The organism is Haloglomus litoreum (assembly GCF_029338515.1).
Taxonomy (GTDB): Archaea; Halobacteriota; Halobacteria; order Halobacteriales; family Haloarculaceae; genus Haloglomus; species Haloglomus litoreum.
Window position 1 is genome coordinate 582,414 of record NZ_CP119988.1, and the last position, 19,229, is coordinate 601,642.

Annotated in this window: 21 protein-coding genes and 1 tRNA gene; 15 read left to right on the top strand and 7 right to left on the bottom strand. The window is 73.4% G+C overall.

The annotated features are described in order from the left end of the window. Window positions 1-85 precede the first annotated feature (85 nt). Together P2T62_RS02915 and P2T62_RS02920 are read right to left on the bottom strand one after the other, a co-directional pair. On the bottom strand, window positions 86-1,066 hold the full coding sequence (locus P2T62_RS02915; protein WP_276259993.1) for an NmrA family NAD(P)-binding protein: 981 nt from the start codon (window positions 1,064-1,066) through the stop codon (window positions 86-88). Next, window positions 1,066-1,710 (bottom strand): NAD(P)-dependent oxidoreductase, encoded by a 645-nt coding sequence (locus P2T62_RS02920; protein ID WP_276259994.1) that lies wholly within the window; start codon window positions 1,708-1,710, stop codon window positions 1,066-1,068. The genes P2T62_RS02915 and P2T62_RS02920 overlap by 1 nt, the downstream gene beginning before the upstream one ends. 148 nt (window positions 1,711-1,858) lie before the next feature. Here P2T62_RS02920 and P2T62_RS02925 point away from each other — a divergent pair, with 148 nt between their 5' ends. The 3 genes from P2T62_RS02925 to P2T62_RS02935 all read left to right on the top strand — a co-directional run bounded on the left by P2T62_RS02925 (window position 1,859) and on the right by P2T62_RS02935 (window position 4,564). Then, on the top strand, window positions 1,859-2,305 hold the full coding sequence (locus P2T62_RS02925) for a winged helix-turn-helix transcriptional regulator (RefSeq protein ID WP_276259995.1): 447 nt from the start codon (window positions 1,859-1,861) through the stop codon (window positions 2,303-2,305). A gap of 154 nt (window positions 2,306-2,459) precedes the next feature. After that, window positions 2,460-3,596: an ABC transporter ATP-binding protein gene (locus P2T62_RS02930; protein WP_276259996.1), complete on the top strand. Its 1,137-nt coding sequence runs from the start codon at window positions 2,460-2,462 to the stop codon at window positions 3,594-3,596. Next, window positions 3,593-4,564 carry an ABC transporter permease gene (locus tag P2T62_RS02935; protein ID WP_276259997.1) on the top strand — a complete coding sequence of 324 codons (972 nt, stop codon included), beginning with the start codon at window positions 3,593-3,595 and terminating at the stop codon, window positions 4,562-4,564. The genes P2T62_RS02930 and P2T62_RS02935 overlap by 4 nt, the downstream gene beginning before the upstream one ends. A gap of 49 nt (window positions 4,565-4,613) precedes the next feature. Here the strand turns inward: P2T62_RS02935 and cca are convergent, their stop codons facing one another. After that, the gene (gene cca, locus P2T62_RS02940; protein ID WP_276259998.1) at window positions 4,614-6,035 is read right to left on the bottom strand and encodes a CCA tRNA nucleotidyltransferase; all 1,422 of its coding nucleotides are present in this window, start codon (window positions 6,033-6,035) and stop codon (window positions 4,614-4,616) included. A 121-nt stretch (window positions 6,036-6,156) separates the two neighbouring features. On the opposite strand from cca, the gene P2T62_RS02945 reads away from it, so the two are divergent. The 4 genes from P2T62_RS02945 (at window position 6,157) to P2T62_RS02960 (ending at window position 8,001) form a co-directional block, all read left to right on the top strand. Next, window positions 6,157-6,260: transfer RNA gene (locus tag P2T62_RS02945), tRNA-Asn, on the top strand. Window positions 6,261-6,559: 299 nt separating this feature from the next. Continuing rightward, complete coding sequence (locus P2T62_RS02950; protein ID WP_276259999.1) at window positions 6,560-6,940, top strand: hypothetical protein; 381 nt, start codon at window positions 6,560-6,562, stop codon at window positions 6,938-6,940. A 50-nt stretch (window positions 6,941-6,990) separates the two neighbouring features. After that, window positions 6,991-7,266: a DUF8028 family protein gene (locus P2T62_RS02955; protein ID WP_276260000.1), complete on the top strand. Its 276-nt coding sequence runs from the start codon at window positions 6,991-6,993 to the stop codon at window positions 7,264-7,266. Window positions 7,267-7,386: 120 nt separating this feature from the next. Then, complete coding sequence (locus tag P2T62_RS02960; protein WP_276260001.1) at window positions 7,387-8,001, top strand: hypothetical protein; 615 nt, start codon at window positions 7,387-7,389, stop codon at window positions 7,999-8,001. Between the two features lie 76 nt (window positions 8,002-8,077). Here P2T62_RS02960 and P2T62_RS02965 read toward each other — a convergent pair whose 3' ends face one another. Both P2T62_RS02965 and P2T62_RS02970 read right to left on the bottom strand, forming a co-directional pair. Further along, window positions 8,078-8,995: an alpha/beta hydrolase gene (locus P2T62_RS02965; protein WP_276260002.1), complete on the bottom strand. Its 918-nt coding sequence runs from the start codon at window positions 8,993-8,995 to the stop codon at window positions 8,078-8,080. 160 nt (window positions 8,996-9,155) lie between these two features. Continuing rightward, window positions 9,156-9,773, bottom strand: a complete 618-nt coding sequence (locus P2T62_RS02970) for a metal-dependent hydrolase (RefSeq protein ID WP_276260003.1) — start codon at window positions 9,771-9,773, stop codon at window positions 9,156-9,158. Window positions 9,774-9,871: 98 nt separating this feature from the next. Between P2T62_RS02970 and P2T62_RS02975 the strand changes: the two genes are divergently transcribed. From P2T62_RS02975 to P2T62_RS03010, 8 genes are all read left to right on the top strand, one after another. Beyond that, the gene (locus tag P2T62_RS02975; protein ID WP_276260004.1) at window positions 9,872-10,513 is read left to right on the top strand and encodes a DUF2238 domain-containing protein; all 642 of its coding nucleotides are present in this window, start codon (window positions 9,872-9,874) and stop codon (window positions 10,511-10,513) included. A gap of 103 nt (window positions 10,514-10,616) precedes the next feature. Then, window positions 10,617-11,603, top strand: a complete 987-nt coding sequence (locus P2T62_RS02980; protein ID WP_276260005.1) for a DUF4129 domain-containing protein — start codon at window positions 10,617-10,619, stop codon at window positions 11,601-11,603. Then, window positions 11,600-12,310 (top strand): DUF7269 family protein, encoded by a 711-nt coding sequence (locus P2T62_RS02985; RefSeq protein WP_276260006.1) that lies wholly within the window; start codon window positions 11,600-11,602, stop codon window positions 12,308-12,310. The genes P2T62_RS02980 and P2T62_RS02985 overlap by 4 nt, the downstream gene beginning before the upstream one ends. Then, the gene (locus P2T62_RS02990; RefSeq protein ID WP_276260007.1) at window positions 12,303-13,769 is read left to right on the top strand and encodes a DUF58 domain-containing protein; all 1,467 of its coding nucleotides are present in this window, start codon (window positions 12,303-12,305) and stop codon (window positions 13,767-13,769) included. The genes P2T62_RS02985 and P2T62_RS02990 overlap by 8 nt, the downstream gene beginning before the upstream one ends. Next, complete coding sequence (locus P2T62_RS02995) at window positions 13,766-14,341, top strand: DUF7519 family protein (protein ID WP_276260008.1); 576 nt, start codon at window positions 13,766-13,768, stop codon at window positions 14,339-14,341. The genes P2T62_RS02990 and P2T62_RS02995 overlap by 4 nt, the downstream gene beginning before the upstream one ends. A gap of 46 nt (window positions 14,342-14,387) precedes the next feature. Beyond that, window positions 14,388-16,157 carry a sensor histidine kinase gene (locus P2T62_RS03000; RefSeq protein ID WP_276260009.1) on the top strand — a complete coding sequence of 590 codons (1,770 nt, stop codon included), beginning with the start codon at window positions 14,388-14,390 and terminating at the stop codon, window positions 16,155-16,157. 138 nt (window positions 16,158-16,295) lie between these two features. Next, on the top strand, window positions 16,296-16,823 hold the full coding sequence (locus P2T62_RS03005; RefSeq protein WP_276260010.1) for a DUF5817 domain-containing protein: 528 nt from the start codon (window positions 16,296-16,298) through the stop codon (window positions 16,821-16,823). Then, the gene (locus tag P2T62_RS03010; protein WP_276260011.1) at window positions 16,820-17,284 is read left to right on the top strand and encodes a hypothetical protein; all 465 of its coding nucleotides are present in this window, start codon (window positions 16,820-16,822) and stop codon (window positions 17,282-17,284) included. Before P2T62_RS03005 ends, P2T62_RS03010 begins: the two co-directional genes overlap by 4 nt. Before the next feature lie 113 nt (window positions 17,285-17,397). Here P2T62_RS03010 and P2T62_RS03015 read toward each other — a convergent pair whose 3' ends face one another. Both P2T62_RS03015 and hmgA read right to left on the bottom strand, forming a co-directional pair. After that, on the bottom strand, window positions 17,398-17,892 hold the full coding sequence (locus P2T62_RS03015; RefSeq protein ID WP_276260012.1) for an NUDIX hydrolase: 495 nt from the start codon (window positions 17,890-17,892) through the stop codon (window positions 17,398-17,400). Between the two features lies 1 nt (window position 17,893). Continuing rightward, complete coding sequence (gene hmgA / locus P2T62_RS03020) at window positions 17,894-19,138, bottom strand: hydroxymethylglutaryl-CoA reductase (NADPH) (RefSeq protein ID WP_276260013.1); 1,245 nt, start codon at window positions 19,136-19,138, stop codon at window positions 17,894-17,896. Window positions 19,139-19,229: the final 91 nt, after the last annotated feature.

Genomic DNA, 19,229 nt, shown 5'->3' on the forward strand with positions numbered 1-19,229 from the left:
GGAGCATAAACCTGAGAGTGCCATATGGCCCCACCGAGGTCCGTGCCCCCCATCGGGCGTCATCCGGAGCCGCCCCGGGTCCGTTCTAGGCCCACGCGTCCCGGTGGAAGCGGGCGTAGTCGTGGATTTCACGGGGCTCCGCCCCCGTCGCGCGGCGCACGTCGTCGGTCGGCTCGGACTGCCCCCGGAGGCGCGCGATGGTGTAGATGACACACTGGACGAGCGCGAACCCGAGGTCGTCGCCCAGGCGGTCGGAGTGCCAGAGGAACCGCGGGACGGAGGGTCGGACGTACTCGACCTCGCGACCGAGTTCCGCGCTCAGCACCGCGGCCACGTCGTCGAACGTGAGCCGCTCGGGCCCCGTCGGCTCGTAGGCCGCCACCCCCGGCTCCAGTTCCGCAGTCGGGTCGACCCCGGGGCCGGCCTCCCCCACCAGCGCCGCGACGCCGACGGCGGCCACGTCGCGGGCGTCGACCATCGCCAGCGCGGCGCCGCCGGCGGGCACCCAGATCTCGTCGCTCCCCCAGATGGCCCGCCGGTGGAACGTGTGCAGGTTGTCCATGAAGAAGCCCGCACGGACGAACGTCGACGCCACGCCGCGCTCGCGGAGGCGTGCCTCCAGCCGCGCGTGCGGGAGCCACGGGTTCCGGTCGGCACCCTGCACGGAGAGCAGCACGCACGACGCGCCCGCCTCCGCGAGGCGGTCCACGAACGGGAACATCCGGTCCTCGACGGCGCTCACGTCGCCCGGCCGGACCAGGAACACCTCCGACACGCCCGCGAGCGCCGGGCCGTACGTCTCGGGCTCGTCGAAGGAGAAGCGGACGGCCTCCACGGCCGGGGGGTCGCCGGCCGCCTCCCCCGCTGTCCCGGCGCGCTCCCCCGCGGCAGCGTCGGCGACGCCGCCGTCTGTCGCCTCCTCGACGACGTCGAACCCGAGGTCGGCCAGCGCGCGCTCCGGGTCGCGCGAGGCGACCCGGACGGGGACGCCGCGGTCGTGGAGTTCGCCCACGACGTGCCGACCGACCGTCCCGGTCGCGCCGGTGACGAGGACCCTCCCGGCCATCACTCCGGCCCCCCGACCTTCGGGAGCTCGCGGCGATACAGGTCGCCCTCCAGGCAGTCGAGGATGAGCCGGGCCACGTCCGCTCGCGCGACGGACTCGAAGCCGAGGTCGATGTCGCCGGCGCGGTAGTCCCCCTCGCCCTCGCCGTCGACCAGCCGGGGCGCCCGGACGACGGTCCAGTCGAGGTCGGTCGCGCGGACGTGTTCGACGTGGGTCTCGGCGTCCGCGAGCACCTCGCGGACGAGCAGTTTGAGGAGGCCGCCCATCACGCGGTCCTGGAGGCTCGGCGATTCGCCCGGCTCGCGGACGCCCGCGCCGACGAGCGTGACGAACCGTTCGACGCCGGCCTCCGCCATCGCCTGCGTGATGCGGTCGCCGGCGACCGTCAGCAGGTCGTCCGGCCCGTCCCCGGTCTGCCCGAGGACGCTCACCACGGCGTCGACAGACTGTCCTCGGGGGGAGACCGCCTCGGTCACGCCATCGCCGGTGTAGGCGTCGCCCTCGACGACGGTCAGCCCCTCGCCGGCGACGGGGAACCCGTCGGGCGAGCGGACGAAGGCCACGACCTCGTGTCCGCGGTCGAGCGCCTGCCGCACGAGTGGGACGCCGGTCCGCCCCGACGCGCCGAAGACGGTGATTCGCATACCCACCGATACGGCACGATGGCAGATATACGATCCACTTCACGACCTCGTAGTGGGGTCTGCGGGGGTGTTCGACCATAGATACGCTTAGAGAAGCCATACACTATCCGAACACAAGCGTAAGGGCGGTCGCGCACCATCGGGACGTATGGACCCGGATCTGCCCCGCGGCCGCGAGGCGGCCATCGCGAAGCGGGAGTCCCTCTCTGCCGAGGAGCGCGAGCGGATGGAGGCGACCGTCTCGGACCTGCTGGAGCTGTTCGGCAGGGCCCACACCATCGGCATCCTGCGGACGTTCGCGCTGTCGACGGAGCCGTGGCGGTTCTCCGAGCTGGAGGACGAACTCGGCGTCTCGCCGAACACGCTCTCCGCGCGCCTGAAGGAGCTCGTCGGGGCGGGCCTGCTCACCCGGACCTCCTACGACGAGATCCCACCGCGCGTCGAGTACGAGGCGACCGAGAAGGCCGAGGCCCTGTTCCCCGCGTTCGGCCACATCCACCGCTGGGCCCACGAGCACCGGCTCGAACCCGTCGACGGCGGGGCCGAGGGTGAGACGGCCGCGCCCGGCGCGAGCGCCGAGGCGGACGACGACTGACCGCGTCCCCGTGACGCCCCACCGGCTCGCCCTGGCTTCACGGACTCGTAGCAGGTTCGTCCCCGTGAACGCCCACATATAACCCGCAGGCGGCCCTACGAGCCGTACTGGGAACTACGCGCGCCGCCCGCGACACGAGCGGCATCCCCGCAGCATGACACAGGAGACAGACACACGACGGACGAACGGGACTGGCGAGGCGGTCACGGCCGACGGGGCCACGACGGACCGCGAGCGCGCCACGGACGACGCGTACGCCATCGCCGGGGAGGGCATCGAGGTGACCTACAGCGACGGCACCCGCGCGGTTCGGGGGGTGGACCTCCACGTCCCGCGTGGGGAGTTCTTCGGCTTCCTCGGGCCGAACGGGGCCGGGAAGACCACTACTATCAAGACGCTCTCGACGCTGCTCTCGCCGACCGGCGGCAGCGTGCGCGTCAACGGCTTCGACGTCGCGACCGAGTCCCGGAAGGTCCGCGAATCCATCGGCTACATGGCCCAGGAGACCAGCGTCGACCCCGAGCTGACCGCCCGCGAGAACATCCGGTTCGCGTGCGAGGCCTACGGGGTCCCCCGGGGCGAGCGCGCCGAGCGCATCGACGAGCTGCTCGACCTGGCGGACCTCGCGGACGTGGCCGACAAGGAGGCCGACGAGTTCTCCGGCGGGATGAAGAAGCGGCTGGACGCCGCGACAGCCCTGGTCCACCGGCCGCCGCTGGTCTTCCTCGACGAGCCGACCACCGGGCTGGACCCGAAGGCGCGCAACCGCCTCTGGGACTACTTCCGGCGCATCAACGAGCAGGGCACGACGGTCTTCCTCACGACCCAGTACCTCGAGGAGGCCGACCAGCTCTGCGACCGCCTCTCGGTCATCGCCGAGGGCGAGATCGTCGCGACGGGCTCGCCGGACGAGCTGAAGCGCCGCGTCGGCGGCGAGATCCTCGACATCGAACTGGCCGGCGTCGAGGGTGTCGACCCCGGGAGCGGGGACGCCGCTGCCGGCGCGGACGATGGCGACGCCGACCCCCGCCAGCGTGCCGTCGCGGTCGCCCGCGAGGCGGACCTGTTCACCGACGCGGCCGTCGAGACGACGGCCGACGGCCTCACCGTCACCGCGGAGGACGCCCGTGCCCACGGGACGGACCTGCTGGTCGCGCTGCGCGACGCGGGCATCGGCGTCACGGGGTTCAACATCCGCGCGCCGACGCTCGACGATGTGTTCCTCGCCATCACCGGCGAGGAACTGGACGAGGCCGACGAGGACGCCGAGGCCGCGGAGGTGACGGCATGAGCGCGCCCGGCGATGGCGGCTCGGACGGCCCGGTGGTGGCGCCCGACGGCGGTTCCGCCGAAGGCGGAGCCTCGTCAGAGCTTCGCTCTGACGGCGGCACGACCGCTGCAGCCACCGCCGCCGAGGGCCCGACGCTGGAGCGCTCGGCCAACTCCTTCCTCGGCGACGTGTGGACCAACTTCAAGCGCTGGAACCTGAAGGCCGTCCGCAACCCGTTCGTCCTGGTCGTCTCGCTGGTCCAGCCCATCATCTTCCTCGTCCTGTTCACGCAGGTGTTCGGCAACATCGCCGGCCGCGCGCTGCCGGGCGGCATCTCCTACGAGACGTACCTCGTTCCGGCCATCGCCATCCAGGTGTCGCTGGCCGCCGCGGTCACCTCGGGCATCGGCCTCGTCAACGACATCGAGGAGGGGATGTTCGAGAAGGTGCTCGTCAGCCCGATGAACCGGGCGGCGGTCTTCCTCGGGAAGACGATGGCGGAGCTGCTGCGCATCGGCATCCAGATCTGCATCATCCTCGTACTGGGCGTGGCGCTCGGGGCGAACGTCGCGACGGGTGTCCTCGGCGCGCTGGGCATCGTCGCCGTCGGCGTCCTGTTCTCGCTCTGGTTCATCGCCTTCTCGAACACGCTGGCCGTGCTGACGAAGGACCAGGAGTCGACCATCATCGCGGCGAACCTGCTGCAGTTCCCGCTCCTGTTCCTCTCCTCGGCGTTCCTGCCGCTGGAGGCGCTACCGGGGTGGATCCAGACGGTCGCGACGCTCAACCCCGTCACCTACGGCGTGGACGCCGCCCGCGCCATCATCCTCGACGCCGACGTGATGACGGTCATCGAGGTGTCGCTGGGCTACGGCGGCGCGCTCGACACCGTCGTTCCGGCGCTGGCGGTGCTGCTGGCGCTCGACCTCGTGCTGGGTGCGGTGGCCGTCTACATGCTCTCACGGGCGACCAGTTCGAAGGTGCAGTAGGACGCCGTGCGCTGCCGGGCCCGGGCCCCCAGCCGGGCGACCTGCCGCCTCACGGGACGGGGTCGAAGTACGCGGCCAGTTCCGCCCCGAACGGCTCGGCCAGTTCCGCCACCGCCGCGCCCGCGAGCACGTCGTAGCCGTCCTCCAGGGACGATTCGACGTGAGGGCCGAGCGAGCAGTCGAACAGTTCCGTCTCGGCCAGCCCCGCGGGCGTCCGCACGTCGCGCGGGCGCTCGACCACGTACCGGTCGCCGTCGAGGAACGGGCCGTAGACGGTCTCGTCGTCGGCGTACTTCCCGTAGAACCCCTCGGCGTGCTGGCGCACCGCGACCGGTGGCCCCCCGTGTCGCTCGACCGCCGGCAACTCGGCGACCGCGCACTCCACGAGCAGGGCCGCGACCGGTTCGCCGTCGCCCTCGCCGGCCGCATCGCTCGTCGCGGCGTCCTGTGCGAACCGGTCGGCGCGGACGGGCTCGAACCCTCGCCGTTCGAGTTCGTCGCGGAGGCCGGCCAGCGAGCGGTCGAGCTGCGGGTAGAGCTGGTCATCGACCACGTCGGGCGCGCGGAACCGGATCGCCACGGGGTGGGTCCCGCGGTCCGCCACCGCATCGCGGACGGCCGCCGCGTCCAGCGGTTCGAGGTCGCGGGGCTCGAAGGGCGCCGCGCGGGGGTCCGCCAGCAGGTCGCGGGCGTAGTGGATCAGCCGCCCGACCGCCTCGGCGCTGCAGACCGCGGCCACGTTCCGCTCGGGGTCGGTGGGGTCGATGACCACGAGCGGGTCGTCGAACGAGGCGCGGCCGTGGCAAGAGGGGTCGAGTTCGACGGGCGGGTGCCACTCGTCGGCCGCGGCCTCGCAGAGGGCGCGGAAGCCGCCGTACTCCAGGACGAGCAGCTCCGTGAGGTAGCCCGAGAACCCCTTCGTCCGGAGGTCGGAGCCGTACGCGCCGATGCCCTTCAGGAACGCTTTCGCGACCACGACCTCGGCCGCCAGCGCGCCGTCGAGCCGCTCGCGGAGGTACTGCGTGTGGAACGGCGTCCGGTCGACGGCCGACCGGATGGCCGTCGCGTCGTCGAGCCGGTAGCACGGCACGAGGTCCACGTCGAAGCCGTCCACCTCGCCCTTCACGTACGGGTGTTCGGCGTACTCCTCGTGGCCGTCTGGCAGGACGGTGTGGCCGACCTCCAGGCCGTAGCGCTCCAGTTCGGCGCGCTCGATGTCCGGCGGGAACCGGACGAACACGTCGAGGTCGCGGTCCCCCGAGAGCCAGGTCCCGCGGGCGGTCGAGCCGACGCGCACGACGTCGGCCTCGACGTCGAGGTCCGCGACGGCGGCCTCGGCGCGCTCGACGACCTCGGTCGCGGCGCGCTCCATCTCGGCCCGCTCGGCGTCGTCCGGCAGGACCCGCTCGCGGACCCCGGCCACGACCCGGTCGAACGGGTCCTCGCCACCCGCGTCGGCGTCGTCGCTCATGGCCGCGGGTTGGCGGGTCCCGGTCGAAAGCGTGGCGGTCCGACGGGGTCGTGGCGCCGTCTCGCACGCTGCCGGCGAAGCGAAAGCGGTTTTTATCCGACCGCTCTACCCCTGATTGCGCGCCGCCTTAGCTCAGTTGGTAGAGCACCTCGCTGTTAAGGTGCGCGGGGTTGCCCGCGGGCCGCAGACACGAGGTGGTCCCAGGTTCGAGCCCTGGAGGTGGCGTCCCGCCCGACGTTCTCCGGCGAGCGGTTTCATCCGCGAGCGACAGCTACGTCGGGTCGGACGGCCACCGAAGGGCTCGAGCCGGCGAGTCGCAGCCCGGGAAGCGAACAGCGTGAGCGACCCGGAACGTCTCGACTCGTTCGAGCCCTGGAGGTGGCGTTCCTGCGGCCGTTCTCCTCGAGCAGTCCACCCTGCGAGTATCCCGTCCGGTCCCGGAGTGGTTCCGTCCCCGAGCGACCCGCATCGACAGGCCGTCCCACTGCGAACGTTGATGTGTCCGTGTGTCGTACTGGCACGCCATGGTCGGGCGTGGGCGTCGGGAGCCGGGCGGCGGTGTCCGGTACGGGACACGCATCGAGGACGGGGAGGTGTACGTCCAGCACGAGGACGGTCCGCTCCGCGTCGGTGCGGCCGAGACCGCCATCGAGGCCGTCGGCGGCCCGGCGTGGACCATCGACTACTCCGACTGGGAGCGCGAGCGCTACCCCGACCTCGACACGAGCGACGAGGGGATGGTGGTCGACGTGCGCGACATGCTGGCGGCGATGGAGCACGACGGTGCGTTCGTCGAGTCGCTGCGGGCGCTTCCCGACCGCCCCCGCGACGGCGACGCGCTCTCGCCCCGGATGGGGCTGTTCGTCGGCAAGCTGCTCGAGAACCTCCAGTCCGGCGTGGAGTGACCGGACGCCGCCGGATCGGTCAAACCGCTGTTTGTGCCTCCGGGTGGTTGATGTCCTGTCCGTCCACACTACTGGATATGCCCGACACCTCCGCCCCCCTTGCCCTCCCCGTGCCGCGCGGTCTGCAGCGGTCGATGGTGGGTCTCGTGGCCCTCCTCAGGACGGCCGCGTTCTGGCTCTCGGTCGCGCTGCCGGTCGTCTACCCGGTCGTGCTGCTCGGCTCGCTCGAGATGCTGCCGCTGCTGCTTGGCGCCCACGTCCTCGCTGTCACCCTCGGCCACGGGCACCAGCCGGGCGGCAGCATCCTGTCCACAGGAACTGGTTGAATGTTCGTTCAAACTCGGGCTTCGGGACAGGTATTCGACTGACCGTTCGGTATCACTTCAAAAGCCGGTGAGTCCCGGAGAAAATTCTAATCCAACAGTCAGTCAGTGCTGGACTGCTGCATGACATCGCGCGACACGTTCACGACAGTACTGTTCGTCGCCGTCGCCGCCGTCGTGGCGGTGGGTGCCCTCACGGCGCCCGCCGCCGCGGCCGGCGAGGATGCCGACGTCGACGTCGCCGTCGAGGGTGACTCCGACGGGGCGACCGTCAACGTCACCGCCAACGACCGGAGCCGGTCGGTCACCGTCCCGCCGGAGGACGGCGGCCCCGGCCTCCCGGGGGCTCCGGAACCGCCCGAGGACCCCGAGCTCCCGTCCCCCGGTGCCCCGACCACCACCGCCGGCGAGAGCGTCGGTGTGACCGTCGAGGGCGACGAGAGCGGCGCCACGGTGAGCTACGAATCGCCGGCCCGCGACGGCTCGGTCAGCCTCCCGCCGGAGGACGCTCCCGGTCCGGGTGTTCCCTCCCCGCCGACGACCGGGGCCGAGCGAACGGTCAACGTGACCGTCGAGGGTGACGGGAGCGGCGCGAACGTGACCTACGAGTCGCCGGTCCGCGACGGCTCGGTCAGCCTCCCGCCGGAGGACGGCGGCGGCCCGTCACCGCCGGCGCTCCCCGACCCGCCGACGCAGCCGCCCGAGCTGCCGTCCCTGCCGGTCCCGCTGCCCGCCTGACGCGTTCGAGGACCCCCGTTCTTCTGTGCCGCGCCGGGCATCTCCCGGGCGACAGCATCGCCTGTAGCGACCGTATTCAGTCCGCGAGCTGGCGCTCGAGGAACGCGCCCTCGCGCTCGACGACCGCCTCGAAGCGGTCGTGGTAGGGGTCGAAGTGGTCGCCGTCGATGCGGACCCGCTCGACGTCGTCGAGGCGCTGGACCGTCGCGTCGACGGCGCTCCCCGGGACGAGCTGGTCCTCGCGCGCCTCGACCAGCAGCGCCGGGCAGTCCACCCGCCCGGCGTGCTCGACCGGCCGGTAGGTCGCCACCGTGAGCAGGATGCGCGCGGCACAGCGGTTCCACTCGTCCTCGTCGAGGTCGTCGGGGACGAGCGCCCGATAGCCCGCCTCGGAGCCGGGGGTGCTGAGCGCCGCCAGCTCCCCCGGCTGGCCGACGACGGGGATGTACCGCGGCTCGCGGAAGGTGTACTTGCGCGCGAAGTCGTCGAGCGCCGCGACGGTCGCCTCGATGCCGAACGAGAGCCCGTTCTGCTCGACGAGGTACGGGAGCGTCCGCAGCCCGTCGAGGAACGGCACCTGCCCCACGTACGCGTCGGCGTCCTCGCGGGCGGCCGTGACGAGCGCGTGGCCGCCGGAGAACGACGACCCCCACACCGCCAGCCGGTCGCCGTCGACCCCCTCCAGCGAGCGGGCGTGGTCGACCGCGGCGCGCCAGTCCGTGAGGTGGCGGTCCGGCGAGACGAGGTTGCGCGGTTCGCCGGCACTGTCGCCGAACGACCGGTAGTCGAACAGGAGGACGGCGAACCCGCGCTCGGCGAACGCCTCGGCGAACGCGGGCAACCGCATCTCCCGCGTGGCGGCGAACCCGTGGGCCATCACCACGACCGGCGGGTCCGCGGTGTCGGCCATCGCGGGCTCCTCCGGCCGGTAGAGCCACGCCGCGCACAGCGTCCCCTCGGACTCGAAATCGGCGTCCTCGCGCTCGTACTGCATGGTGGACGGGTTCGACGGGAAGCTGTATAAATCGGGGTGCCGGGCTTCTACCCAAGCGGTGTGGATATCTTGATAGTCGCGAACTCTGGCATCTTATGGGATACCTATCTGGATAATTCGCGTCCGGCTGCTCCCCGGAATCCTCCCCGGGGTCCTCCGCTCAGTCGGCTTCGACGAACCGCTCCGGGACGTGGTCCTGGAGGTCCGGCGGGAGTCGCGGGACGAGGTGGTCCGCGAGCCGGGCCCACAGCGCGGCCAGTCGGCGCCGGAGCGCGACGTAGGCCGTCGAGACGGCCAGGACGCCGCCGACGACCGGGAGCGTCCCGTCGACCAGCAGCACCGTCGGGACGGCCGCCACGGTGGCGACGAGGAGGTCCTCGGGCGCGCCGTCGTAGCGGACCCAGCGCCGGGGGGCGAGCCACCGGCCGTGGTAGTGGCTGTAGACGGCTCGCTCGGAGCCGGCCTCCCACGGCCGGAGTTCGAGGCCGCCGCCGAACGCGTCCATGGTCGCGTGGAGCGCGGCGCCACCCAGGAACGCGGCCGCGGCAACCGTCGCCATCGACGGGGCCATCACGGCGAGCACAAGCGCCAGGAGCGCCGTCCCGGCGGCGTACACCGGGAAGTGGAGGGTCCGCCGGTGGCCGGCGTAGATGTCCAGGTCGGGGACCAGGCCGCCCAGCCCCGCCGCGGCGGCGGCCGTGGGGGCGTGCTCGGGCGCGACGAGGGCCGTCAGGCTCGCGACCCCCGCGGCGACCAGCACGTGTGTGGTGGCCATCATCGACCACGCTTGGTGGCGCCGTGATTTACACGTGTCGTGCGACGCCGACCCACACCGGGCGCCGGGCAGTTAAGTCACTCCCCGGGCTATCGACCGGCGTGCGTCGAACGGCCCTCCTTCCGAACTCCCGGCAGGCGAGCCGGGGGCTCCAGGTCGCCATCGTCGCCGTCCTCCTGGTGGGACTAGCGACGCGGAACCTCAGCGTCGTGGTGAACGCGGCGCTCTCGCTGGCGGTCACCGTCCTCCCCGCGGTGCTGGCTCGCGACCACGACCTCCACCTCGACTCCTGGCTGGTGTTCGTCCTGACGCTCGCGCTGTTCCTGCACAGCCTCGGGATGCTCGGACTGTACGACGGCGTCTGGTGGTACGACCACGCCACCCACACGCTTTCGGCCATGCTGGTGGCCGGTGTCGGCTACGCGACCGTCCGGGCGCTGGACCGCCACTCCGACGCCGTCCACTTCCCGCCGCGGTTCCTCGCCGTCTTCATCGTGCTGTTCACGCTCGCGGCGGGCGTCCTGTGGGAGGTCATGGAGTTCATGGCCCGCGAGGTCGCCGAGGCGCTCGCGCTGGACCCCGTACTCGTCCAGTACGGCCTCGGGGACAGCCTCGTCGACCTCGTCTTCGACACGGTGGGCGCGCTGGTGGTGGCGCTGTTCGGGACCCACCGGTTCGAGTCACTCGCCGACCGGGTGGTCGAGTGGCTGGAACGGCGCCGCGGCGGCCATCGCGACGGCTGAGTGGGGCCGTCCGGCCCGGGGGCGAGGCTCCACCGGAGAACGCGGCGGTCGGGCGTCACGCCCGGACCGAACGTCTAAACGCCGTCGCGGACTACCGGCGTGCGTGAACCGCGAGCAGGTCGCGAGCGGGCTGCTGGCCCTCCTGGCGGTGCTGGCGCTGGGCGGCGTCGCCGCCACCCTGAACCCGCCGACCGGTGGTTCGGGGGGCGGCTCCGGCAGCGGTGAGGGGGCCGGTATCGGGTCGGACTCGTCGTTCAGGCCCGGCGGCGGGTTCGAGCCGGTCGACCCGCCGGAGCTGAACCTGCCGGAGTGGCTCGGCCCGCTCGTCGCGCTCGTCGTCCTGCTCCTCACGGCCTACGGCTGCTACGAGCTGTACCGCGAGTACGGTCCCCGCCAGCTGCTCGGGGGTGCGGCTGCGGTCGCCGCGGCCGCGCTGGCCCTCTATGCCCTCCTGTCGCTCCTCGATGGGGCCGGCAGCCCCGACCGCGGCAGTGCCCTCCCATCCGAGCGGCTCTCCCCGTCCGGGGGTGGTGCGAGCGCGGGCGAGACGGTCACGCGGGCGGTCGACCCGCCGACGGCGCTGCTGGTGGTGCTCGGGCTCGCCCTCATCGGGGCGGTCGTGGTGATCGTCCGGGCGAGCGGTGACGAGGAGGTCGAACTCGAGACCCCCGCGTCCACCGAGGACCCGCCCGAGACGGACGTGAGCGCCGTGGCGGACGCGGCCGGCCGGGCGGCCGACCGCATCGAGGCGGACGCCGACCTGGAGAACGCCGTCTTCCGCGCCTGGCGCGAGATGACCGCCGACCTCCCCGTCGACAGCCCCGACACGAGCACGCCGGCCGAGTTCGCCGACGCCGCGGTCGCTGCCGGGATGGACCGGACGGACGTGGCCGAGCTGACCCGCCTCTTCGAGGAGGTCCGCTACGGCGACCGGCCGGCGACCGACGAGCGCGCCGCGAACGCGACCGCCGCGCTCCGCCGCATCGAGCGGTCGTACGGCGACGAACCGGTCGACGGGCCGGCAGGTGCGGCCGGCGGCGGATCGATCGACGAGTGGGTCGACGACCCCGGAACGGAGGACGACGGATGAACGTCCGCGACGCCCTCGCGGCCGTCGGCGCCGTCGCGGTCCTCGGTGGCGTGGCCGTGCTGGTGGAGCCGTCGCTCGCGAACCTGGTCGGCATCCGGTCCGACCGCGCTCTGGTGACCGCACTGGCCCTGGTCGCGGCGGTCCAGGGGCTGTTCGCGGTCCTCGCCCGGGTGCGCAGCGAGGGTCGGGCGGCCGACCCGCCTGACGCCGAGCGCCGGTTCCGTGCGGCCGTCCCGGGCGACGAGTTCGACAGGCTGCTGGCCGATCTCCCGGACCTGCGGGTCAAGCGGCGCAACGAGGAGCGCGCGGCGGTCCGCGAGCGGCTCGAGGCGCTCGCCGTCGAGGTGCTCGTCGCCCGCGGGCTGGACGAGGCGACCGCCCGCGACCACCTCGAAGCCGGCACATGGACCGCCGACGAGCGCGCGTCGAGTTTCTTCGTCCCGGCGGCGGAGCGGGATCTGTCGGTCGAGGCACGGCTCAGGGACGCGTTCGGCTCGGACCTGGCGTTCTCCCGCCGGGCGCGCCGTGTCGTCGCCGCCATCGCGGCCCACGCCGAACGCGAGGTGCCGCCGCCCGGGGCCGGGGCTCGCGAGGCCCCGGGCGCGTCCGGCGACGGTCCCCCTGGGGGGAGGGGGACGGCCGGCACCACCACGAACGCCGACCGTGTCGACCGCGCCGCCGCCGACGGGGGTGGCGGAGGTGAGTAGCGGGACCGGTGGCCCGCATCTGGGTGACCCCCGCGACCCGGGGAACCGGGCGACGCCGGGCGGGAGCATCGAGCGGGCGACCCTGCGGTGGCGTGGCGTGACGGCGTTCGCGCTGCTGGCGGGCGCGCTCGGGGTGTTGCTGTCGCGGCCGTCGCTGCTCCTCGCGGGCGCGGCCGGCGTCCTGTTCGGCGGGGCCGCGCGCGCCGCCGGGCCACCGACGGCGGCGGTCGCCGTCGAGCGCGAGGTCGCGCGGGAGCGGGCCGACCCCGACGAGTCCGTCCGCGTCACCGTCACCGTCGCGAACGTCGGCGACGCGCTGCTCCCCGACGTGCGGGTCGTGGACGGGGTCCCCGGCGCGCTGACGGTCGCCGAGGGGACGCCCCGCCACGCCACCGCGCTCCGACCGGGCAAGCGGGCGACGTTCTCGTACGAGGTCCGGGCCAGCCGCGGCCGGCACCGCTTCACCCCGGCGACGGTCCTCCTGCGGGGGTTCTCGGGGGCGGTCGAGCGGGAGGTGGCGGTGCCCGCGGACCCGCCGGGCACCACGGCCCGTGACGATCCCGCCGCCGCCGACATCGAGGTCGCCGACGATTCCGACGACGCCGCCGACACCGGGGCCGACGACGATACCGACGGCGACGGGAACCCGGCGGCCAACACCGGGACGCTCGTCTGCGTGCCGCGGCTCGACGAGGGGGGCTCGGTCCCGCTCCGCCCGCAGACGACCGGCTTCAGCGGCCGCGTCACGACCGATCTCGGGGGGTCCGGCGCGGAGTTCCACTCCGTCCGCGAGTACCGCCCCGGCGACCCGCTCTCCCGGGTCGACTGGGCGCGGGTCGCCCGGACGGGCGAATTCGCGACCCGTCAGTTCCGCGAGGAGCGGGCCGCGACGGTCGTCTGCCTGCTGGACACGCGCGAATCGGCGTACCAGGCGCCCGCCCCCGGCGCACCGACGGCCCTCGAGCGGAGCGTGGCCGCCGCGGGGACGGCGTTCACCGCGCTGCTGGACGCCGGCGACCGGGCCGGCATCGCGGCCTGGGGGCCGACACCGTGCTGGCTCGGCCCCGGAACGGGCAGCGAACACCGGGCCCGGGCCCGTGACCTGCTCGGCACGCATCCGGCGTTCGATCCGATGCCGCCGGACGGGACCTTCCTCCCGAGCATCGCCCGCCGCCGGGTGGAGCGACGGCTCCCGGCGGACGCCCAGGTGCTGCTGTTCAGCCCACTGGTCGACGACCGGCTCGTCGACCTCGCCCGGCGGCTGGACGCCTACGGCCATCGCGTGACGGTCGTGAGTCCCGACCCGACCGCGGGGGACACGGCAGGCCGGACACTGGCCGCAATCGAGCGCGACCGGCGGCTCTCGACGCTACGCGGGGCCGGCCTCCGTGTCGTCGACTGGGGGGCGGAACCGCTCGCGGCCGCCCTCGTGCGGGCCGACCGGCGGTGGTCGGCGTGAGCGCCGACGCCGGGTCCGGGGTGGTGGCCGGCGACCCGAACGAGCGACCCGGGACGGGGGCCGACCGGGACGAGGGCGGGGACGACCGGTTCGACCCGCGCCCGCCGCGTGCGGCGCTGGCGGTGGTGCTGCTCCCGGGGGCCGTCTCAGCGCTCGCGCTGCTGGCGGGCGGCCCGGCGGCGCTCGCGGGTGCGCTCGGGCTCGGACTGCTCGCCGTCGGGACGCGGTCCGGTCGCCGGGACGCCGTCGGCGGCGGCGGCCTCGCGCTGCTGGCGGGGACGCTGCTGGCGGGCGCGTTCGGCGCCGACGCTGCTGCGCTGCTCGTCGCTGCGGGCGCCGGACTGGTGGCCTGGGACACTGCCGAGCACGCGGTCGGGCTGGGCGAGCAGCTCGGTCGCCGGGCGAGCGTGCTCCGCGTCGTCGCCATCCATGCGGCGGCGAGCGGCCTGCTCGCGGCGCTCGGTGCCGGCGTCGCCTACGCCGTCTTCCGGCTCGCCGGCGTCGGGTCGCCGCTCGCGCTCGTGCTGTTGCTGGCCGGCGCCGTGACCCTGCTGAGCGTCCTCCGTGGCTGACCGATAGACCGCAGGCTTATGCGGCAACGGCCCCTGCATTGGGGTAGTGCTGCCTTCGGGTATCGACCCGCTCTTGCTCGTGTACGTGCTGGCGTTCGGCGGCGCGGCGCTGGTCTGCTTCGGCAGTCTCGCGCTCGCCCGTGACATCACGGACCCCGAGACACGGCGCGGGCTGGTCTGGCTGCTTGCGCTGAGCGGCGGCTGGGCCGCCACGCACGTCGGGTTCCTCCTGGCCCCGGCGAACGGGCTGAAGATGGCCTTCTACCTCGGCGGGCTGGTGGTCGGGCTGGCGACGGTCGGCCCCTGGCTCTACTTCTGCTCGGCGTACACCGGCCGGACCCTCCACCGGGACCCCACCTACCGCCGGGTCGCCGTCGTCGCCTTCGTCGCCATCTCGCTCCTGAAGGTGACCAACCCGCTCCACGGCCTCTACGTCACCCCGATGCCGGCCGCGACACCGTTCCCGCATCTGGCGGTCGAACCCGGGGCGCTCCACTGGATCGTCGCGGGACTGGCCTACACCCTGACGGGGTTCGGCGGCTTCGCGCTGTTCGACCGGTTCCGCCGGGCTGGCGCCGACACGGGGCCGCTGTTCGCGCTGCTGGTCCTCGTCGGCCTCCCCATCGGGCTGGACCTGGTCGGCTACGCCACCCCGTTCCTCATCGAGATCACCCACGAGCCGCTCGGGGTGGCCGTCTTCGCCGTCGGGGCGCTGGTCCTCTACACCGAACGGTTCACGGCGGTCCGCCTCACGAGCGACGTCGACGACCCCGTCATCGTGCTCGACGGGGACGACCACGTCCGCGACTACAACGAACAGGCTGTGGCCGCGTTCCCGGCGCTGGAGACGGGGAGCGGCCAGCCCCTCTCGAGTGTGGTGCCGGCGCTGGCGACCCCCCTCGACGTGGCCGACCGCGGCGGCGAGCCGGTCCCCGACGCCGACGCTGCGCCGGCCGACGATGCGGCAGCCGGCGACCCCGGCGCACCCGTCGACTCCGACCCGCCGGTGGTGCCCGTAGCCAGCGACGGCGAGACGCGGTACTACCGTCCGTCGACGACATCGGTCGAGCTGGGGGGCACCAGTCACGGGCGCCGCCTCGTCCTCGTTGACGTGTCCGAGACCGAGCGACAGCGGCGCGCCCTGGAGCGACAGAACGAGCGGCTCGACCGGTTCGCCAGCGCCGTGTCGCACGACCTCCGGAACCCGCTGAACGCCGCGAGCGCCCAGCTCGAGGTCGCCCGTGCGCAGCTCGACGGGGAGAACCGCCACCTCGACGCGGTCGCCGACGAGCAGGCGCGGATGGAGCGGATGATCGCCGACCTCCTGACGCTGGCCCGCGAGGGGCGCGATATCGGGGGGACCGAACCGGTCTCGCTCGCGGCGCTCGCCCAGGACTGCTGGTCACGGGTCGAGCCCGGCGAGCGCGACGCCACGCTCGAGGTCGGCTCGGATCTCCGGTTCGAGGCCGATCCCGACCGGCTGACGCAGGTGCTGGAGAACCTCTTCCGGAATGCGGTGGAGCACGGCTCCACGGAGTCCGATGCGGCCGCCTCCGACGAGCACGCCGGCGTGACGGTCCGCGTCGGCGCGCTCGCGGATGGCGACGGGTTCTACGTTGCCGACGACGGTCCCGGGATCTCGGCTGACCGCCGCGACCGGGTCTTCGAGACCGGCCACACCACTGCCGACGGTGGGACCGGGTTCGGACTGGCCATCGTCGAGGAGATCGTCACGGCTCACGGCTGGGAGGTGCGTGCCGTCGAGAGCGAGCGCGGCGGGGCCCGCTTCGAGATCCGTGGCGTCGACCCGGTCTGAGGCCGTCCGTCGGTAGAGCGTCCCGTGGCTTCCTCCCTGCTCGTCCAGTGACGCCGGTCGAACCAGTCGACACAGCCATCGCCTGCAGCTCACGGGTCGGTCCGCGGATTCAAACCCGGGGACGCCCTATCCCCGTCCATGTACGCGGTCGTCGGGTGTTCGAACTGCGAGGCGCTGTGGGTCGTGGAGGGGCGGCCCGACACCACGTCCTGCCCGCGTTGCGAGACACGACACCGGCACAAGAAGCTCAAGAAGTTCGTCACCTGCGACACCGCCGAGGCCGCGAAGGACGCGCGGTCGCGGCTGCTCGCGAAGCGCGGCGGGTTCGCCGACGCCGCCCGCGACCTCGACTCGTTCGAGCGCCTCGGCGAGACGGCGATGGAGTCGGGGATGAGCGACGAGGCGTTCCTCGCGGCGTCCGGGCTGGACCCCGACGAGGTGGAGGCGGCGGGCGAGCGCGCCGAGTCGGGCCGGGAGCGGAGTCTCTCGCGGGAGGAAGCCGTCCGGACGGCGCTCCGGGAGCTGGACGCGCCCGACGGGACGGCAGTCCGGGAGTTCGCCGCCGACCACGGTGTCCCGGCCGACTACGTGGACCGTCTCCTCGGGAAACTCGAACGGGCGGGCGAGGTGACCCGGACGAGCGACGGGGGGTACCGCCTGCTGTGAGCCGGGACGACCCGCCGGAGGACGATGCGTCGGAGTACGACGACCTCGGTCCGAACGGCGGCCTCGGGGGCGCCGGTGACGACCTCGCCCCGGCGGGCCTGGAGGCGGTCTCGCTCGCCGACCTCGACCCCGGGCCGCTCGTGACGGGCGCGTTCGTCGGCCTCGCGGGCCTGCTGTTCCTGCTCCAGCCGGTGGTGCCGTTCGTCGAGCTGGGTGCGCTGCGAGTCCGCCCGGTCGCGCTCTCGGCGCTCGCGCTGGCGGTCGGGCTCTGGGTCGGCGCGGCGGTCTACCTCCGCCGCGGGAAGCGGCTGGTCGGCGGTGCCCACGGCGTCGGTGCGGTCGGGTGGTCCGGCATCGTTCTCGGGACCGCCGCGGGCAACGGGACCGTCCTGCTGGGGGCCATCGTCGTCCTCGTGGTCGGGATGGTCGCGCTGGCGGTGGAGTCACGCCGGTACACGTAGTCTCTTCGAAGCAATTCTCATACGTCCTGGGTTCAGTATGTGACGGGATTATTACTTGAATATCTCACGCATAACTGTCAAGGTTCGCATACAGTCGATGGCCGGTCGACCGCTCAGCCCGTCCCGACGTGCCGGGCCAGCACGTCCCCCAGCGCCCGTCCGACGACACGCTCGCCCACCTCGTCCAGCGGTACCCACTCGTGGGCGGTGATCTCCTCGATCTCGACGGGGTTGGCGTCGGTGTCCACCGGCCGGCGGTTGCGCTCCTCGCAGCGGAGGACTGTCGTCAGGTTGCGCTGGACGCCGTCCGGACGGTCGAGGAAGTACGAGTAGCAGTCCAGCACCGCGACGGCGCGCACGTCCAGTCGCGTCTCCTCGCGGACCTCGCGCTCGGCGGCGGCGTGGACGGACTCGTCCGGTTCGACGCCGCCGCCCGGGAGCGACCAGTCGCCGTTCGACCACCGGATGCAGAGCGCCCGCCCGTCGCGGACGACGAGGCATTTCACCGTCGGCCGGACGCGACAGGCCTCGGGGTCCGGGTCGGTCAACGGCGCCTCCGGGGCCGCCGGATGGGTCTCCCAGGCAGCCGGGCCGTAGCGCTCGTACATCCTACCGCCCCAGCTCCGCGTGCGCGCTCGCGAGGTGCGAGGAGGCGAGCGCGCCCAGGAGGGACAGTTCGCCGGCCAGCGCCCCCGTGGCGATGACCTCCGCGAGCGCATCGGCGTTCGAGCCGGCGGGGTCGCCGCCGCCCCGCACCCCGAGCACGTCCAGCGCCTCGGCCTGCGTGGGGAGCTTCGTCCCGCCGCCGACGGTGCCCACCTCCAGCGACGCGAGCGTGATGCTTGCGTAGAGGGCCTCCCCGGTTCCGTCCTCGGTCTCCACCTCGCGCACGTCCGCGGTCGTGATAGCGTTGCTCCCCTCGACCACCTGCGCGGCGTCCTGCCCGGTTGCGAGGAAGGCGGCGGCGACGGTGTTGGCGGCATGGGCGTTGAAGCCCAGCGACCCCGCTTTGGCGCTCCCGACGAGGTTCTTGCGCGTGTTGGCCTCCGCGATGGCGTCGGGCGTGGTCTTCAGCACGGACTCGACCGTCTCCGCGGGGATGATGACATCGGCTGCGACGGTGCGGCCCCGCCCCTCGACGCTGTTGACCGCAGCGGGCTTCTTGTCCGAGCAGAGGTTGCCCGACAGGGCGACGAGCGAGGCGGGCGTCTCGGCCTCGACGACCTCGCAGGCCTCCTCGGTCGCGATGGTTGCCATGTTCATCCCCATCGCGTCCTTCGTGTCGTACGCGAACCGGAGGAAGACGTTGTCCCCGACGACGTAGGGGGTCACGTCCCGGAGTTCGCCGTGGCTGGTCGTCGCTTCGGCGGCCTCGCGCAGCGCCGGGACGTTCGCCCGGACCCACGAGGCGACCTCGCTGGCCTCGCCCACGTCCCGGACCCGGAAGACGGGCGCCCGGGTCATCGCGTTCTTCAGCACCCGGGCGGTCGCGCCGCCGCCGGCCCGGATGGCCGCACAGCCCCGATTCACGGACGCGACTAGCGCGCCCTCCGTCGTCGCGAGCGGGAGGTACTCGTCGCCGGAGGCGGCCTCGCCGTCGACGGGGACGGGCCCGACGACGCCCATCGGCACCTGCGCGGCGCCCACCATGTTCTCGATGTTGGCCTCGGCGTCGGCCGCGTCGAAGGTGTACGAGCCGATGGCGTCGAGGTCGGCCGCCGTCTCGGCGGCGAGCAACTCCCGGCGGGCGGCCGCGGCGGTCGCGGCGTCGGCGTGCTCCTCCAGTTCGTACAGGCGCAGGTCGCCCTCGCGGACCCGCTCGGCCAGGTCGGCGGCGTCGGCGTCCTCGGTCATGGCCGTCGGGTCGGGGCGTTCTCGCGTAAGGCTTCGGGTCTATAGGTCGGAGGCTGTGGCTTGCGTGGTAGTGGTCGAACTGACGGGGCCA

Bases quoted from the DNA above. Each gene is read 5' to 3' on its own strand.
- P2T62_RS02915 (WP_276259993.1), bottom strand. From the start codon at position 1,066: ATGGCCGGGAGGGTCCTCGTCACCGGCGCGACCGGGACGGTCGGTCGG.
- P2T62_RS02920 (WP_276259994.1), bottom strand. From the start codon at position 1,710: ATGCGAATCACCGTCTTCGGCGCGTCGGGGCGGACCGGCGTCCCACTC.
- P2T62_RS02925 (WP_276259995.1), top strand. From the start codon at position 1,859: ATGGACCCGGATCTGCCCCGCGGCCGCGAGGCGGCCATCGCGAAGCGG.
- P2T62_RS02930 (WP_276259996.1), top strand. From the start codon at position 2,460: ATGACACAGGAGACAGACACACGACGGACGAACGGGACTGGCGAGGCG.
- P2T62_RS02935 (WP_276259997.1), top strand. From the start codon at position 3,593: ATGAGCGCGCCCGGCGATGGCGGCTCGGACGGCCCGGTGGTGGCGCCC.
- cca (WP_276259998.1), bottom strand. From the start codon at position 6,035: ATGAGCGACGACGCCGACGCGGGTGGCGAGGACCCGTTCGACCGGGTC.
- P2T62_RS02950 (WP_276259999.1), top strand. From the start codon at position 6,560: ATGGTCGGGCGTGGGCGTCGGGAGCCGGGCGGCGGTGTCCGGTACGGG.
- P2T62_RS02955 (WP_276260000.1), top strand. From the start codon at position 6,991: ATGTCCTGTCCGTCCACACTACTGGATATGCCCGACACCTCCGCCCCC.
- P2T62_RS02960 (WP_276260001.1), top strand. From the start codon at position 7,387: ATGACATCGCGCGACACGTTCACGACAGTACTGTTCGTCGCCGTCGCC.
- P2T62_RS02965 (WP_276260002.1), bottom strand. From the start codon at position 8,995: ATGCAGTACGAGCGCGAGGACGCCGATTTCGAGTCCGAGGGGACGCTG.
- P2T62_RS02970 (WP_276260003.1), bottom strand. From the start codon at position 9,773: ATGATGGCCACCACACACGTGCTGGTCGCCGCGGGGGTCGCGAGCCTG.
- P2T62_RS02985 (WP_276260006.1), top strand. From the start codon at position 11,600: ATGAACGTCCGCGACGCCCTCGCGGCCGTCGGCGCCGTCGCGGTCCTC.
- P2T62_RS03005 (WP_276260010.1), top strand. From the start codon at position 16,296: ATGTACGCGGTCGTCGGGTGTTCGAACTGCGAGGCGCTGTGGGTCGTG.
- P2T62_RS03015 (WP_276260012.1), bottom strand. From the start codon at position 17,892: ATGTACGAGCGCTACGGCCCGGCTGCCTGGGAGACCCATCCGGCGGCC.
- hmgA (WP_276260013.1), bottom strand. From the start codon at position 19,138: ATGACCGAGGACGCCGACGCCGCCGACCTGGCCGAGCGGGTCCGCGAG.